This window comes from Leifsonia sp. Ger2509 (assembly GCF_055231915.1).
Genome location: NZ_JBUYVB010000003.1, coordinates 3,925,829 through 3,940,709 on the forward strand (window position 1 = coordinate 3,925,829; position 14,881 = coordinate 3,940,709).

At 66.8% G+C, this 14,881-nt stretch carries 17 protein-coding genes; 15 read left to right on the top strand and 2 right to left on the bottom strand.

Annotated features, from left to right (window positions below; translation table 11 throughout):
* Position 1 precedes the first annotated feature (1 nt).
* Positions 2–769 carry a type I methionyl aminopeptidase gene (gene map / locus ACV7NN_RS19050; RefSeq protein ID WP_463351119.1) on the bottom strand — a complete coding sequence of 256 codons (768 nt, stop codon included), beginning with the start codon at positions 767–769 and terminating at the stop codon, positions 2–4.
* Between the two features lie 69 nt (positions 770–838).
* Between map and ACV7NN_RS19055 the strand changes: the two genes are divergently transcribed.
* The 9 genes from ACV7NN_RS19055 (at position 839) to ACV7NN_RS19095 (ending at position 8,026) form a co-directional block, all read left to right on the top strand.
* Positions 839–1,333 carry a hypothetical protein gene (locus ACV7NN_RS19055; protein ID WP_463351120.1) on the top strand — a complete coding sequence of 165 codons (495 nt, stop codon included), beginning with the start codon at positions 839–841 and terminating at the stop codon, positions 1,331–1,333.
* Between the two features lie 211 nt (positions 1,334–1,544).
* A complete protein-coding gene (gene rplS / locus ACV7NN_RS19060) occupies positions 1,545–1,892 on the top strand; it encodes a 50S ribosomal protein L19 (protein WP_163290074.1) in 348 nt (115 codons plus the stop codon).
* A gap of 85 nt (positions 1,893–1,977) precedes the next feature.
* Complete coding sequence (lepB, locus tag ACV7NN_RS19065; RefSeq protein WP_463351121.1) at positions 1,978–2,727, top strand: signal peptidase I; 750 nt, start codon at positions 1,978–1,980, stop codon at positions 2,725–2,727.
* Entirely contained in the window at positions 2,727–3,395 is a 669-nt protein-coding gene (locus ACV7NN_RS19070; RefSeq protein WP_463351122.1) for a ribonuclease HII, read from the top strand. Before lepB ends, ACV7NN_RS19070 begins: the two co-directional genes overlap by 1 nt.
* Positions 3,396–3,407: 12 nt before the next feature.
* A complete protein-coding gene (locus ACV7NN_RS19075; RefSeq protein WP_055813042.1) occupies positions 3,408–3,731 on the top strand; it encodes a DUF2469 domain-containing protein in 324 nt (107 codons plus the stop codon).
* Between the two features lie 104 nt (positions 3,732–3,835).
* Positions 3,836–4,189, top strand: coding sequence for a YraN family protein (locus ACV7NN_RS19080; RefSeq protein ID WP_463351123.1), 354 nt, complete (start codon positions 3,836–3,838; stop codon positions 4,187–4,189).
* On the top strand, positions 4,189–5,760 hold the full coding sequence (locus ACV7NN_RS19085; RefSeq protein WP_463351124.1) for a YifB family Mg chelatase-like AAA ATPase: 1,572 nt from the start codon (positions 4,189–4,191) through the stop codon (positions 5,758–5,760). Before ACV7NN_RS19080 ends, ACV7NN_RS19085 begins: the two co-directional genes overlap by 1 nt.
* Positions 5,757–7,052, top strand: coding sequence for a DNA-processing protein DprA (gene dprA / locus ACV7NN_RS19090; protein ID WP_463351125.1), 1,296 nt, complete (start codon positions 5,757–5,759; stop codon positions 7,050–7,052). Before ACV7NN_RS19085 ends, dprA begins: the two co-directional genes overlap by 4 nt.
* 68 nt (positions 7,053–7,120) lie before the next feature.
* Complete coding sequence (locus ACV7NN_RS19095; RefSeq protein WP_463351330.1) at positions 7,121–8,026, top strand: tyrosine recombinase XerC; 906 nt, start codon at positions 7,121–7,123, stop codon at positions 8,024–8,026.
* Between the two features lie 56 nt (positions 8,027–8,082).
* On the opposite strand, the gene ACV7NN_RS19100 is transcribed toward ACV7NN_RS19095, so the two are convergent.
* On the bottom strand, positions 8,083–8,667 hold the full coding sequence (locus tag ACV7NN_RS19100; protein WP_463351126.1) for a murein hydrolase activator EnvC family protein: 585 nt from the start codon (positions 8,665–8,667) through the stop codon (positions 8,083–8,085).
* 230 nt (positions 8,668–8,897) lie between these two features.
* Between ACV7NN_RS19100 and ACV7NN_RS19105 the strand changes: the two genes are divergently transcribed.
* From ACV7NN_RS19105 to ACV7NN_RS19130, 6 genes are all read left to right on the top strand, one after another.
* Positions 8,898–10,334 carry a sugar porter family MFS transporter gene (locus ACV7NN_RS19105; RefSeq protein ID WP_463351331.1) on the top strand — a complete coding sequence of 479 codons (1,437 nt, stop codon included), beginning with the start codon at positions 8,898–8,900 and terminating at the stop codon, positions 10,332–10,334.
* 259 nt (positions 10,335–10,593) lie between these two features.
* On the top strand, positions 10,594–11,565 hold the full coding sequence (rpsB, locus tag ACV7NN_RS19110) for a 30S ribosomal protein S2 (protein ID WP_463351127.1): 972 nt from the start codon (positions 10,594–10,596) through the stop codon (positions 11,563–11,565).
* 50 nt (positions 11,566–11,615) lie between these two features.
* Positions 11,616–12,443 (top strand): translation elongation factor Ts, encoded by an 828-nt coding sequence (gene tsf / locus ACV7NN_RS19115; RefSeq protein WP_463351128.1) that lies wholly within the window; start codon positions 11,616–11,618, stop codon positions 12,441–12,443.
* A 102-nt stretch (positions 12,444–12,545) separates the two neighbouring features.
* Entirely contained in the window at positions 12,546–13,271 is a 726-nt protein-coding gene (pyrH, locus tag ACV7NN_RS19120) for a UMP kinase (RefSeq protein WP_463351129.1), read from the top strand.
* A gap of 46 nt (positions 13,272–13,317) precedes the next feature.
* The gene (gene frr, locus ACV7NN_RS19125; protein ID WP_463351130.1) at positions 13,318–13,872 is read left to right on the top strand and encodes a ribosome recycling factor; all 555 of its coding nucleotides are present in this window, start codon (positions 13,318–13,320) and stop codon (positions 13,870–13,872) included.
* An 8-nt stretch (positions 13,873–13,880) separates the two neighbouring features.
* Entirely contained in the window at positions 13,881–14,870 is a 990-nt protein-coding gene (locus ACV7NN_RS19130) for a phosphatidate cytidylyltransferase (protein WP_463351131.1), read from the top strand.
* The last annotated feature ends 11 nt before the right edge of the window (positions 14,871–14,881 follow it).

A 14,881-nucleotide genomic window follows, 5' to 3' on the forward strand; every position in this document is an offset into this window, starting at 1 on the left:
GTCAGATGCGGGCGGTCAGGACGATGGGTGCACCGTCCGTGATCGCGATCGAGTGCTCGGAGTGGGCGCCACGCGAACCGTCCGCGCTACGCAGCGTCCAGCCGTCCGCATCCGTGACGATTCTGTCTGTGGCCTCGAGGAACCAGGGCTCGATCGCGATCACCAGGCCGGGGCGCAGCGGGTAGCCGCGCCCGGGGCGCCCGTCGTTGGGCACATGCGGATCGCCGTGCATGGTGCGTCCGACACCATGACCGCCGAAGTCGGTGTTGATCGAGTAGCCCTCCGCGTGCGCGACCGAGGCGATTGCTGCCGAGAGGTCGCCGATCCTGTTGCCGGGGACGGCCGCGGCGATGGCGGCGTCGAGGGCGCGCCTCGTGGTGTCGATGAGCCGCAGGTCGGCGGGCCGGGGCGTGCCGACCACGAAACTCAGAGCTGAGTCCGCCACCCAGCCGTCGAGCGCGGCGGCGAAGTCGAGGCTCAGCAGGTCGCCGTCCCGCAGCCGGTAGTCGTGGGGGAGCCCATGGAGCACAGCATCGTTGACGGAGGTGCAGATCACTTTGCCGAACGGGCTCGCGCCGAACGACGGGTGGTAGTCGATGTAGCTGGAGACGGCGCCCGCCTGGCGGATGAGGTCGTGCGCGATCCTGTCGAGCTCCAGCAGGTTGACCCCGACCTTCGCCGCCGCGCTCGTCGTTCGCAGCACGTCCGCCACGAACCGCCCTGCCGGCCTCATCGCTTCGATCTCGGCGGGCGTCCTCAACTCGATCATGGACTCAGTTTTTCATGCCGTCAGCGAACCCGCAGACGGCGCACAGCCGCACGAGGCTAATCTGGTCTCGTGATCCTCCGCAGGGCGTTCTACTGGTGGCTGTTCCCGTCAGCCGTGATCCTCCCCGCCTGGCTCCTGATCGGCTGGGCGATCTTCGGAGGGGGCGGATGGTCGTTCCTCGGGCTGCTCATCGCATGCCCTGTTCTCTTCATCGCGATGCTCGCCATCGGCGGCATCATCTACGCGCGCGGGAGCGTGCGTGAGACCAGGGCCGTGTCCTGGTACGACGTCGGTCTGCTGGCCGCCTGGCACGCCTCGATCATCGCGTTCGGATGCTTCATCCCGGGCGCGGGAGGCTGGATCGCCGTGCTCGGCATCCTGCTCGGACTCGCGATGTTCTGGGTCTCGCTGTGGGAACTGCTCGTCGAGGCGCGCGCCCGTGTGCAGCTCACCTTCGACGCGTACGAACGGGCCGCGACGTCCGGTCGGGCCGCGAGCCCCGATGCCGGTTCCGTCGACGGCGGCGAGTACATCGTGATCGAAGAGCGTCGCGACGACGAGTGACGGGCGGATCCGCCTCGACGGCGTACCGCTCGCTTTGGTAAAGGCTGCCCGTTCATGGCAGAATGGTTGTTTGTGCCGCGGCCAGGCTCTGCCACAGGGGAGCCAGCATTCTTCGCGGTCACCCCATAACTGACAATTCGGTCGTCGTGCGCCCTGCACGGCAACCCCAAGTCCGTCCTCGACCTGTGGCGGGTACAGAGAGCGAACACACATGCACATTCTCGATGAGCTGGACGCCGCGTCCCTCAAGCAGGACATCCCGGCCTTCCGCGCCGGCGACACCGTCAAGGTCCACGTCAACATCGTCGAGGGCAGCCGCTCTCGTATCCAGGTCTTCCAGGGCGTCGTCATCGGCCGCTCGGGCGAAGGCGTCCGCGAGACCTTCACGGTCCGCAAGGTCAGCTTCCAGGTCGGCGTCGAGCGCACCTTCCCGGTGCACTCCCCGATCATCGACCACATCGAGGTCGTGACGCGTGGTGACGTTCGTCGCGCCAAGCTGTACTACCTGCGCGAGCTCCGTGGCAAGAAGGCCAAGATCAAAGAAAAGCGCGAGAACTAGAGCCGCTGTCGCCGACCCGCGGTCGGCTCCCGGCAAATCCTGAGCTCCCGATCCCATAAACTGGGTCGGGAGCTCAGGCGGTTAAATGACAGACGAAGATATCTTGCCCACGCGGACAGACCGCGCAGCGGCAGACAAGCGCCGTAAGCAGCGCAGCGTCAAGCTCTTCATCCGTGACATCCTCATCATCTTCGTGGTGGCGGTCCTCGTCTCCTTCCTGATCAAGACGTTCGTCGTCCGGTCGTTCTACATCCCATCGGCCTCGATGGAGAACACGCTCCAGATCAACGACCGCATCATCGTCAACGAGCTCGAGCCGAATCTGATCCCGATCCAGCACGGAGACGTCGTCGTCTTCCGCGATCCGGGCGGGTGGCTTCCACCCTCGATTCCGACCAACCAGAACCCGATCGCTGCCGCCTGGGATGCGGCGCTGTCCTTCGTGGGCCTCTCCGCACCGGACAGCAACGACCACCTGATCAAGCGCGTGATCGGCCTTCCCGGCGACCACGTCACCTGCTGCAACGCGCTCGGCCAGATGAGCGTGAACGGCGTTCCGCTCAAAGAGCCGTATGCCCTGCTGCCGCCCGGCTCTCAGGCCGTCTCCGGCATCACCTTCGATGTGACCGTCCCCAAGGGGTCTCTCTGGGTGATGGGGGACAACCGCTACAACTCGGCCGACTCTCGTTACCATATGAATGATCCCGGAAAGGGATTCGTGCCGATCAGTAACGTGGTCGGCCGCGCATTCGTGATCAGCTGGCCGGTGAGCCGTTGGTCATGGCTCGACAACTACCCCGATGTGTTCCGCGGTGTGGAGGACGACCAGAAGTAATGCCCGCAGATCCGACCCTGCGACTCGAACGCTCGCTGTTCCGCAGCGGCGTGGAGTCGATCATCGCCTGCGACGAGGTCGGGCGCGGCGCACTCGCCGGCCCTGTCGCGGTCGGAATGGTCGTGATCGATGAAGGCATCAAACGGATGCCGAAAGGGTTGCGCGACTCCAAGCTGCTGCCGGAGCCGCATCGCGAGTCGCTCGCGCCGCTGTGCACGAAATGGGTCAGGTACTCAGCTGTGGGCCTCGCCTCCGCGGAGGAGATCGATTCGCTGGGGCTGAGCCGCTGCCTCGGTCTCGCCGGCCGGCGCGCCCTCGAGAGCCTCGAAGCGATGGGGGCGCCCGTCTCCACCAGCACGCTCGTGCTCGACGGCAACTGGGACTATTTGAATCCTGTGCTCGAGCGCCGGGTGGATGTGGTGACCAGGATCAAGGCGGACCGCGACTGCGCGTCGGTGGCCGCAGCATCCGTCATCGCCAAGGTGCACCGCGACCGCTTGCTGATCGACCGCAGCGTCGTGACGCCCGGCTATGGCTGGGCGTCGAACAAGGGGTACGCGAGCCGTGCCCATTTCGCCGCGATCGATCTGCTGGGTCCGACCGACTATCACCGACTCAGCTGGCTGAAGGGCGACGTCCCGCTCGAACAGGTGGATGAACCGGCATAGACTTGTCGGACGATGGATGAAGACGAGTTCGACGACTACGACCGAGAGGTCGAGCTGGCACTGTACCGCGAATACCGCGACGTCGTCTCACAGTTCAAGTACGTGATCGAGACGGAGCGGCGTTTCTACCTTGCCAACGAGGTGGAGTTCGTGCGGCGTGACACGGAGCACGACTTCTACTTCGAGCTGACGATGAACGATGTATGGGTGTGGGACGTCTACCGCTCCGATCGCTTCGTCAAGTCCGTCCGCGTGCTCACGTTCAAGGATGTCAACATCGAGGAGCTGTCGAGCAAGGACTTCGAGCTTCCCAAGGAACTCGCCCTCGACGAGTAAGGGCGCTTCCTCCACAGTGCGCCACTGAAGGTCTCCCTCCACAGATTTCCGCATCCCCGGAAATTGCTTCGCGGATATCGCGAGGCTGGGTTCCGGAGGCAGCAATGGCAGACAAAGACGACCTCGGCCGACGGGGCGAAGAGATCGCGGCAGCGTGGCTCGAACAGCGGGGCATGAGGGTGGTCGCCCGAAACTGGCGATGCGCGTCGGGCGAGATCGACATCATCCTCACGGAGGGGGCGACGGCCGTCTTCGCCGAGGTGAAGACGCGGTCGACGACGGCGTTCGGCCATCCGTTCGAGGCGATCACCCCGGCGAAGGCAGCCCGGCTCCGCCGGCTGGCCGCGGAGTGGTGCCGGACGAACCGTGCCGCTGAGGAGCTGCGTATCGATGTCGTCGCCGTCCTCGACGCATGGGGTGCACGCCCGATCGTCGAACACCTGCGCGGAGCGGTCTGATGACGGTCGCGAGAACGTTCGCCGTGGCTCTGGCCGGGCTCGACGGGCATGTCGTCGAAGTCGAGGCCGACATCGCTGCCGGTCTCCCTGCGTTCGTGCTCATCGGGCTGCCCGACACGGCACTCGGCGAATCCCGCGAACGCGTCCGGGCGGCCGCCATGAATGCGGGATGTCCCCTGACCCAGCGCAAGCTGACCATCAACCTCTCTCCGGCCGCACTTCGCAAGCAGGGGTCCGGCTTCGATCTGGCCATCGCCGTTGCGGCACTCGCGGCGGCAGGCGATGTCTCCGTCGAGTCCGTCGCGGCGGTCGTCCACCTCGGGGAGCTCGGGCTCGACGGGCGTCTCCGTCCGATTCCGGGCGTGCTGCCGTCTGTCGCTGCTGCCCGGCGCGCCGGGTTCGCGAAGGTGATGGTGCCGACCGCGAACGCGGACGAGGCCCAGTTGGTCGACGGAATCCAGGTCATCGCCGTCGGCTGCCTGCGCGACGCTGCCATCTGGCACGGTGGGAGGTTCACGCCGCAGCCGGTCGAGCCAGTCGGGTTGCCTGCCTTGCCGCCTCGGCAGCCGCATGAGGATCTCGACGTCGACATGAGTGACGTCGTCGGGAACGACGACGTCGTCGAGGCTCTGGTCGTTGCGGCCGCCGGTGGCCACCACCTGTCGATGGTGGGTCCGCCCGGAGCCGGAAAGACGATGCTCGCCGCGCGACTGCCCGGCATCCTTCCCGACCTTACCGACGACGAGGCACTCGAGGTGACCTCCGTCCGTTCGCTGACCGGCGCGCCGATCGGAGGAGAGCTCGTCCGCCGGCCGCCTTTCGAAGCACCGCACCACACCGCATCGGCGATCTCGATCGTGGGCGGCGGCAGCGGGCGGATCGTCCCTGGGGCCGTCGTCCGTGCCTCGAACGGTGTGCTGTTCCTCGACGAGGCACCCGAGTTCCCGGCCCGTGTGCTCGATGTGCTCCGGCAGCCACTCGAATCGGGGCGGATCACAATCCACCGCGCCAACGGGGTCGCTGCGTTTCCCGCCCGGTTCCAGCTGGTGCTGGCCGCGAACCCGTGCCCGTGCGGCCGATACGGTTCGCACGACGACGAATGCACCTGCACTCCCATCGCCCGCAGACGGTACCTGGCGCGTCTGTCGGGGCCGCTGCTCGACCGCATCGACATTCGGCTGAGCGTGCGACGGCTCAGCGTCGCAGCCATGCGGGCCGCGGTCGCGCGCAGCGTGGAATCTAGAGCCGGGGCCGAGAACTCCGCGACGAGCGCGGCGATCCGCGGACGTGTCGTCGAGGCACGCAAGGTTGCTGCTGAGCGCCTGGCGGCGACCCCCTGGGTGCGTAATTCGGAGGTGACCGGAAGCTGGTTGCGGACGGGCCCGCAGAGACTACCCCATGCCGCGACGATCGCGCTCGACAAGGCGTTCGAACGCGGAGCGATCACGATGCGCGGATTCGACCGCACACTTCGTCTCGCGTGGAGCCTCGCCGACCTCGACACTGCTATGGCTCCGACCGCCCACCATGTCGGCGCGGCGCTCTTCCTCCGGCGGGGGATCGAGTCATGACCTATCTGGGGCTGACGGACACCCAGTTGGCTGCCCACGTGGCCCCGGTGGTGCCGTCATCGACGGCCAGCGCGGACAGGACACCGCCCGCGGGATCGGGGGAGGGCGAACCGCCGGCGCACCGCACCCGCTTCGCTCGCGGTGTGTTGACCGCTCTCGCCGAGCCGGGCGACTCCGACGCCGGTGCGCTCGTCGGGGCCATCGGTCCCGTTCAGGCTCTCCGGTGCATCGTCGAAGCCTGGGACGGACCCCGTGTCGTCGACTGTGTGCGGGAGAGCGACCCGGCTGCTGCGGACGCATTGAGCGGACGGATCGAGAAGGCCCTCGAACGCTGGCGACCCCGCGTATCCCTCGCAGCAGCCGTTCGCGCATTCGAGCAAGCCGCCCGACTCCGCGCCGTGCTCGCCACGTGTGAGGACGACGACTGGCCCTCGGGGTTGGCCGACCTCGGTGACGGAGCGCCTCACGCGCTGTGGGTCCGGGGAGATGCACATCTGCTGAGCCGTCTCGAGCGATCGGTTGCCCTCGTGGGAGCCAGGGCTGCGACGGGTTACGGGGAGCACGTCGCGATGGAGACGGCCTCAGGACTGGCCGACCGCGGCATCGTCACCGTCTCCGGAGGCGCGTACGGGATCGACGGGGCAGTCCATCGGGCGACGCTTGCACGTGACTCGACGACGGTCGCCTTTCTCGCCGGAGGCGTCGATCGTCTGTATCCGGCCGGCCACTCGGAGCTTTTGCGGCGGATCGCCGAGCGTGGCGCCCTCCTCGCCGAGCTCCCGTGCGGGTCGTCGCCCACGAAATGGCGATTCCTCATGCGCAACAGGCTCATAGCCGCCGCCAGCGCAGCGACCGTCGTGATCGAGGCTGGCCGGCGATCCGGATCCCTCAACACGGCGGGCCACGCCGCCGCGATCGGTCGCCCACTCGGCGCAGTGCCCGGACCGGTCACCTCTCCCGCATCCGCAGGATGCCACCGTCTCCTCCGCGAATACGGAGCCGAATGCGTAACGAACGCAGACGATATCGCCGAGCTCGCGGGTATGGCTGGGTCACCATCACCGGGTCACCTCGCATCTCCTGACGACGGCGGCGAAGTGTCCGGCAGTCCGGACGCCGTCAGGCTGATGGACGCTCTCAGTCCCCGCCTCCCGCGCAGTGTCGCCGAACTCGCGGTGATGACCGGGATGTCCCCACGAGACGTCATCGCGACGCTCGGCGTCCTCGACCTGGACGGTAGGGTCCGTGAAAGCCAGGAAGGATGGCTCGTTGCGCGGGCACGAAGGACGTGAAGGACGTGAAGGACGCCGCGCGGAGCGTCGCTGCCACGCATACCGGATCCGCAGAGCAAGCTGGAGGAGTGCAGCTGGAGCGAGCCATCGAGGACTATACGGTCCATCTGGCGGCCGAACGCGGCTACTCGCCTCAGACGATCCGGGCTTACCGTTCCGACCTCGCCGCGCTCGCCGGGTTCGCCCAGGAGCGCGCCGTCTCGTCGACGGACGGAATCACCCTCGAACTCCTTCGCGACTGGCTCTGGGACGCATCCCAGGCAGGACTGGCCAAAGCCACGCTCGCTCGACGATCGGCCTCGGCCAAAGGCTTCAGTGCGTGGGTCGCGCGCGTAGGAGGAGTAGACAACGATCCAGCGGCGCGGCTGCGATCCCCGAAGCCCGACAAGACCCTGCCCCGCGTGATCAACCGTCAGCAGATCACCGGTCTCCTCAACGCACTGATGGTCCGGGCGGCAACCCGTGACCCGGCTGCCAGACGCGACCTCGCGGTGATCGAACTTCTCTATGCCACCGGCATCCGCGTATCTGAACTCACCGGCCTCGACAACGACGACGTCGACCTCGAGCGGCTCACCCTCCGCGTCCTCGGAAAAGGATCCAAGGAACGTGTGGTCCCCTTCGGTGTACCGGCCCAGAGGGCGCTCGTCGCCTACCTCCACGAGGCGCGCCCTGCCCTCGCCGGACCGGACTCCGGGCCGGCGCTCCTCCTCGGAGACCGTGGTCGCAGGCTCGGAACACGCGCCGTCTACCAACTCGTCGCCGGACTTCTCGCCGATCTCCCAGGCGCGGGACCAGCGGGTCCGCACGCGCTCCGCCATACAGCGGCGACCCACCTGCTCGACGGCGGGGCGGACCTCCGAGCGGTTCAAGAGCTCCTCGGGCACGCCAGCCTCGGAACCACGCAGATCTACACGCACGTATCGACCGAACGGCTGAAGGAGAGCTACCGGACCGCGCATCCCCGCGCCTGACTGGACCCGCTCGTGGGTCAGGGGCTCCTGACGTCGTCCCGCTCATACGGTCCTCCTCACCCGACGGGCAGCAGGACCGCCCGAGGGACCTGGTCGAAGAACAGCATCGGCGACACGTAGGCGCCGCGGAGCCGGACGCCGACGTGGAGGCACTCTGACCCGCAGTGACCACCGTCGGCGACCTCGCCGATCCGTTCGCCCCTCGCCACGCGGTCGCCCCGCGACACATCGGCCATGAGAGGCTCGAAGCTCACCAGAACGTCATCGCCGACGTCGATCGTGAGAACCGGCCGATCCACCACGACGCCCGCGAACGTGACGACGCCTCCCGCCGGTGAACGGACCTCCGCCCCGGGGCCAACGGTGAGATCGATTCCCCGGTGTCCCGCCGAATAGGGCGTGGCAGGCGCCACGAAAACATGGCCGACCACGATCGGGGGCGCGACCGGCCACGGCCACCGTGCGCCTTCGCCGCCGACCGCGGAACCGGAAGTCGTACGGTCCGCGCCATCCGGACGGGGGAGGCGGGCCGAGGCCGCTGACGGGGCGATGAGCACGGCGCCGAGCATGACGGCGAGGACCACGGTGATGGCTCGGGCGGTCACGGGTGCCGACCATCCGAGCAGTGAACGTCGCGACATGGGATCCATCGTCGTCGTTCCGCATCTCCGGAGCGGACGCCCGTGCGGGAGCTGTTCAGATCCGTTCGGCGAGCCTGATTGTGAACGACACCCGCCCCTTACTCTCGGGAGATGGCGGGGCTACCGTAGGCGGAAAGGGAGCGATCAAGGGGGAACCCATGTCCGAGCGAAACGACAGAACGCCAGCCTCGAACGACGAGGAATGGGAAGGGGCGAAACCGACCCCGGCGATGCGGCGCAAGGTGGTCGGGCTCGCTCTCGCCGCAGCGGTCGGAGGCTTCCTCTTCGGGTTCGACTCCTCCGTCATCAACGGCGCGGTCAATTCCGTCCAGGGACATTTCGCGCTCAATGCCTTCGTCACCGGCTTCATCGTCGCCATCGCCCTCCTGGGCTGCGCTGTCGGCGCCTACATCGCGGGCCGGCTCGCAGACCGCTGGGGTCGTCTCAAGGTGATGCTCCTCGGCGCCATCATGTTCCTGGTCAGCTCGATCGGTGCCGGCCTCGCCTTCTCAGCGTTGGACCTGGGGTTCTGGCGCGTCGTGGGCGGCCTCGGCATCGGAATCGCATCCGTCGTGGCTCCCGCGTACATCGCCGAGATCTCGCCCAGGCAGTCCCGCGGCGGGCTGGCGTCGCTCCAGCAGCTCGCAATCACGATCGGTATCTTCATCGCGCTGCTCTCGGATGCACTGCTCGCGGGAATCGCGGGCTCGGCCTCCGACCAGTTGTGGTTGGGTCTCGAGGCGTGGCGATGGATGTTCCTCGTCGGCGTGATCCCATCGGTGGTCTATGGGATCCTCGCCCTCACCATCCCGGAATCACCGCGCTACCTGCTCGCCACCGGCAAGCGCGACGAAGCGCGGGAGATCTTCGCGACGCTGGTCCCGGAGAGTGACATCGACCGCCAGATCGGCGACATCGAGCGATCGATCTCCGAGGACAAGGAGGGGCTGAAAGCGACGCTCCGGGGCAGCACCTTCGGACTGAAGCCGATCGTGTGGATCGGCATCATCCTGTCGGTCTTCCAGCAGTTCGTGGGTATCAACGTCATCTTCTACTACTCCACGACGCTGTGGCGCGCTGTCGGGTTCACGGAGAAGAACTCCCTGTTGATCACCGTGATCACCTCGGTGACGAACGTGCTCGTGACCATCGTCGCCATCCTGCTCGTCGACCGCGTCGGGCGCAGGCCGATCCTTCTCACGGGGTCCGTCGGCATGGCCGTCTCGCTCGGTACGATGGCCGTCGCCTTCAGTTTCGCCGACAAGGTCCACGGGGCCGTGGAGCTTCCGAACCCGTGGGGACCGGTCGCCTTGATCGCTGCGAATGTGTTCGTGGTCTGCTTCGGCGCCTCGTGGGGACCGCTCGTGTGGGTGCTGCTCGGCGAGATCTTCCCGACCAAGATCCGCGCGAAGGCGCTCGGTGTCGCGGCCGCGGCGCAGTGGATCGCGAACTTCCTCGTCACGGTCACCTTCCCGCCGCTCGCCGACTTCTCCCTGGTGTTCACCTACGGGATGTACGCAGTGTTCGCCGCGCTGTCGTTCATCTTCGTGTTCTTCAAGATCCCTGAGACCAACGGGATGGCGCTCGAGCACGCCGAGACCCTGTTCGCGAACGCCCGGAAATCCCGCGGTGTCTCTGTCACCAGCTCGGGAGACAGCATCGGGTAGGCGCCCTCGAAGGGCCGATCGGCGGCGGAAAGGGACCCCCGCCGGCGGATGATAGTATTCATGGAGCACCCCGCTCGCCGGGGTGACTACGCGTGCCCACTGCGCTCATGCAGCGCCGCGTCGCATCCACACGGTCCATCTCTGGAAACAGCGGTGGCGGATGCGCGCCGGGCACCAGGAGTGGCGGCCGTCCGGTCGTCGCTGAGAACCGATTGGCATCCGCATGTTCGTGCGGCGTGCCGGAACAGGAGTACGGCAAATGGCCGTCGTAACCATGCGCCAGCTGCTCGACAGCGGCGTCCACTTCGGACACCAGACCCGCCGGTGGAACCCGAAGATGAAGCGCTTCATCCTCACCGAGCGCTCTGGCAGCTACATCATCGATCTCCAGCAGTCGCTGGCCTACATCGACAAGACCTATGAGTTCGTCCGCGAGACGGTCGCCCACGGCGGCACCATCCTCTTCGTCGGCACCAAGAAGCAGGCCCAGAACGCCATCGCCGAGCAGGCGACCCGCGTCGGCCAGCCTTACGTGAACCAGCGCTGGCTCGGTGGCCTGCTGACCAACTTCCAGACGGTCTCCAAGCGACTCGCACGCATGAAGGAGCTCGAGGAGCTCGACTTCGAGGGCACCACGAGCGGCTTCACCAAGAAAGAGCTCCTCATCAAGAAGCGCGAGCTCGACAAGCTGCACAAGTCGCTCGGCGGTATCCGCAATCTGACGAAGACCCCGAGCGCGCTCTGGGTCGTCGACACGAAGAAGGAGCACCTCGCGATCGACGAGGCCAAGAAGCTGGGCATCCCGGTCATCGGCATCCTCGACACGAACTGCGACCCCGACGAGGTGCAGTACCCGATCCCGGGCAACGACGACGCCATCCGTTCGGTCGGTCTGCTCACGCGCATCGTCGCCGACGCCGCCGCCGAGGGTCTGATCCAGCGTCACCAGAAGCCCGAAGAGGGCGCAGAGCCGGCCGAGCCGCTCGCCGAGTGGGAGCAGGAGCTCCTCCAGGCGTCGGGCCAGGAGCTCCAGTCGAGCCCCGAGACCGCGAAGTCGGTCGACGCGGACCTCAAGGCGGCGAAGGCCGAACTCGGCACCGAGACCGATGAGGCCGAGACCGTCGAAGAGGCCGTCGCCGAGACCGAGGCCGCCGCCGACGAGACCGTCGCGATCGACGACGCGACCGAGGCCGTCGTCGAGGCCGAGGCCACCGACGCAGAAGCCAAGTAACTCCGGCTTCACCTTTCGTACATTTTTCGACAGAAGGTTCTCAGAAGAACATGGCAAACATCAGCATCGCTGACATCAAGGCACTGCGCGAGCAGCTCGGTACGGGCATGGTCGACACCAAGAAGGCTCTCGAGGAGGCCGACGGCGACCTCGACAAGGCGACCGAGATCCTGCGCCTCAAGGGTGCGAAGGGCAACGCGAAGCGTGCCGATCGCTCCACGAGCGAGGGACTCGTCGCCGCCAAGGAGAACGGCTCGACCGCAACGCTCATCGAGCTGGCGTGCGAGACCGACTTCGTTGCGAAGGGCGACAAGTTCATCGCGCTGGCCGACAAGGTGCTCGACGCCGTCGCGGCGGCCGGTGCCGCCACCGTCGAGGAGGGCCTCGCCGCCCCCGCCGGCAGCCAGCCCGTCGCTGACCTGATCAGCGATGAGGCGGCCATCCTGGGCGAGAAGATCGAGTTGCGTCGCGTCGCGGTCGTCTCCGGCGAGCACTTCGCGATCTACCTGCACAAGACGTCCAAGGACCTGCCCCCGCAGGTCGGCGTCGTGGTCGGATACTCGGGTGACGACGCCGAGACCGCTCGCAGCATCGCGCAGCACATCTCCTTCGCCAACCCCGAGTACCTCACCCGCGAGGATGTCCCGGCGACCGCGGTCGAGAACGAGCGCCGCATCGTCGAGGAGATCTCGCGCAACGAGGGCAAGCCCGAGGCTGCGCTGCCGAAGATCATCGAGGGTCGCCTCGGTGCCTACTTCAAGCAGGTCGCTCTCCTCGAGCAGGACTATGCGAAGGACAACAAGCTGACCATCAGCACCGTTCTGAAGGATGCGGGACTGACCGTTTCGGGCTTCGCCCGCTTCAAGGTCGGCGCCTGACCTCCCTGTGAAGGAGTCCGGATCGAATCTCGATCCGGACTCCTTTTCTCTGCCCCCAGCAGCTAGCTTTAGAAAAACCGGATCGGAAGGACTCGTACACGTATGTCGGAATCGAACAAGAGGCGCCGGGTCCTTCTCAAGCTCTCCGGTGAAGCGTTCGGCGGGGGACAGCTCGGCGTCAACCCCGACATCGTCAGCTCCATCGCCCGCGAGATCGCACAGGCCGCCTCCGACGTCGAGGTGGCGATCGTGGTCGGCGGAGGCAACTTCTTCCGGGGTGCCGAACTCTCGCAGCGCGGGATGGACCGTGGTCGTGCCGACTACATGGGCATGCTGGGCACCGTGATGAACTCGCTCGCACTCCAGGACTTCCTCGAGCAGGCCGGCGCGGAGACCCGGGTGCAGTCCGCGATCTCGATGACCCAGGTGGCCGAGCCGTACATCCCCCGTCGCGCCGAACGGCACCTCGAGAAGGGCCGTGTCGTCATCTTCGGCGCAGGCGCTGGGCTGCCGTACTTCTCGACCGACACCGTCGCCGCGCAGCGCGCTCTCGAGATCGAGGCGGACATCGTCCTCGTCGCCAAGAACGGCGTCGACGGGATGTATTCCGACGACCCCAAGAAGAACCCCAACGCTCGCATGATCGAGCAGATCTCCCACCAGGAAGCGCTTCAGCAGAACCTGCGAGCCGTCGACTCGACAGCACTGAGCCTCTGCATGGACAACGGGATGCCGATGCGCATCTTCGGGATCGAGCCCGCAGGCAACGTCACCGCTGCCATCCTCGGCGCGGAAATCGGCACCCTCCTCAGCGCCGGCGTGCGCTGAGCGCAACGGTAAGCTTGACTGACGCCCACCGATTGAAGGAGTGACCGTGATCGCGGATGTGATTTCCGACGCCCGCCAGCGCATGAGCAAGACCGTCGAGGCGGCGAAGGACGACTTCGGCACGGTACGCACCGGTCGGGCGAACCCCCAGCTGTTCCAGAAGATCCTGGTCGAGTACTACGGTTCGCCGACCCCGCTCGCGCAGCTGGCGTCGCTCCAGAACCCGGAGGCACGGGTGCTGCTCGTCACGCCGTACGACAAGTCCGCGCTGAAAGAGATCGAGAAGGCCATCGTCAACACTCCGAACCTCGGCGCCAATGTCGGCAACGACGGTGAGATCGTCCGGGTGACACTTCCGGAGCTCACTGAGGAGCGTCGTCGTGAGTTCGTCAAGATCGTGCGCAGCAAGGGCGAGGATGCGAAGGTCGCGATACGCAACATCCGGCGTAAAGCGAAGGACGACCTCGATGCGCTGAAGAGCGAGGTCGGCGACGACGACGTGGCACGTGGCGAGAAGGAGCTCGAGCAGCTCACCAAGACGCACGTCGACGCCGTCGACGAGGCTCTGAAGCGCAAGGAAGCCGAACTCCTCGAGGTTTAGGGCCCCCTATGACCGAAGCTCCTCCGGGCGAACCGGGTCCGCCCGTACCGCCGCAGCGCGGCCGAGCGTCGCGCGCAGAGTTCCGGGCGCAGGTGAAGGCGACGCGTGCCGACATCGAGCGTCAGATGCAGGCCCGCAAGGCGCAGCTCGATGCGACGAACGAACGCATCGAGGCGCGCACCGGCCGCAATCTCATCCTGGCGATCCTCATCGGGCTCGCGTTCGGGCTGCTGATGCTGTTCAGCCTGATCGTGATCAAAGAACTGTTCATGCTGGTCGCCGCGGCGACCATCGTGTTCGCGGCGTTCGAGCTCACGCAGGCGCTGCGCGCCGCCGGCTGGGATGTGCCGCGCATCCCGACCATGATCGCGTCGGTCGCGATCGTTCCGGCGGCCTATTTCGGCCACTCCGTCGGGCAGTTGATCGCACTCGCGGCCGGCATCGTGTTCGTCTGGGTGTGGCGGCTCATCGAGGCCGCGGTGAAACGGCCCGGAGTCCCGGCGGCGCAGCTGCTGCGCGACCTCGGGGCCGGTGCGCTCATTCAGCTCTACGTGGTGTTCCTGGGCAGTTTCGCCGTGCTCCTGCTCGCCGAGGACGGGGGACAGTGGTGGACCCTCGCTTTCCTCATCCTCGTGATAGCGATCGACACCGGAGCGTATGCGACGGGGCTGTCGTTCGGGCGCCATCCGATGGCACCGACGATCAGCCCGAAGAAGACCTGGGAGGGTTTCGCGGGCGCGGCGGTCGCCAGCATCGTGGCGGGCATCCTGCTCTCGATCTTCATGATCGGCGAGCCGTGGTGGTTCGGCATCGTCTTCGGTCTGATCCTGCTCTGCACAGCCACCCTCGGTGATCTTGCAGAATCCCTGATCAAGCGCGACATCGGAATCAAGGATATGAGCTCGTGGTTACCGGGGCACGGCGGATTCCTCGACCGCCTCGACTCGATTCTCCCGTCCGCAGCGGCCACCTATGCGCTCTTCCTGATCTTCCGATGAAGCATTTGGCA

Bases quoted from the DNA above. Each gene is read 5' to 3' on its own strand.
- map (WP_463351119.1), bottom strand. From the start codon at position 769: ATGATCGAGTTGAGGACGCCCGCCGAGATCGAAGCGATGAGGCCGGCA.
- rplS (WP_163290074.1), top strand. From the start codon at position 1,545: ATGCACATTCTCGATGAGCTGGACGCCGCGTCCCTCAAGCAGGACATC.
- lepB (WP_463351121.1), top strand. From the start codon at position 1,978: ATGACAGACGAAGATATCTTGCCCACGCGGACAGACCGCGCAGCGGCA.
- ACV7NN_RS19070 (WP_463351122.1), top strand. From the start codon at position 2,727: ATGCCCGCAGATCCGACCCTGCGACTCGAACGCTCGCTGTTCCGCAGC.
- ACV7NN_RS19075 (WP_055813042.1), top strand. From the start codon at position 3,408: ATGGATGAAGACGAGTTCGACGACTACGACCGAGAGGTCGAGCTGGCA.
- ACV7NN_RS19080 (WP_463351123.1), top strand. From the start codon at position 3,836: ATGGCAGACAAAGACGACCTCGGCCGACGGGGCGAAGAGATCGCGGCA.
- ACV7NN_RS19085 (WP_463351124.1), top strand. From the start codon at position 4,189: ATGACGGTCGCGAGAACGTTCGCCGTGGCTCTGGCCGGGCTCGACGGG.
- dprA (WP_463351125.1), top strand. From the start codon at position 5,757: ATGACCTATCTGGGGCTGACGGACACCCAGTTGGCTGCCCACGTGGCC.
- ACV7NN_RS19100 (WP_463351126.1), bottom strand. From the start codon at position 8,667: ATGTCGCGACGTTCACTGCTCGGATGGTCGGCACCCGTGACCGCCCGA.
- ACV7NN_RS19105 (WP_463351331.1), top strand. From the start codon at position 8,898: ATGCGGCGCAAGGTGGTCGGGCTCGCTCTCGCCGCAGCGGTCGGAGGC.
- rpsB (WP_463351127.1), top strand. From the start codon at position 10,594: ATGGCCGTCGTAACCATGCGCCAGCTGCTCGACAGCGGCGTCCACTTC.
- tsf (WP_463351128.1), top strand. From the start codon at position 11,616: ATGGCAAACATCAGCATCGCTGACATCAAGGCACTGCGCGAGCAGCTC.
- pyrH (WP_463351129.1), top strand. From the start codon at position 12,546: ATGTCGGAATCGAACAAGAGGCGCCGGGTCCTTCTCAAGCTCTCCGGT.
- ACV7NN_RS19130 (WP_463351131.1), top strand. From the start codon at position 13,881: ATGACCGAAGCTCCTCCGGGCGAACCGGGTCCGCCCGTACCGCCGCAG.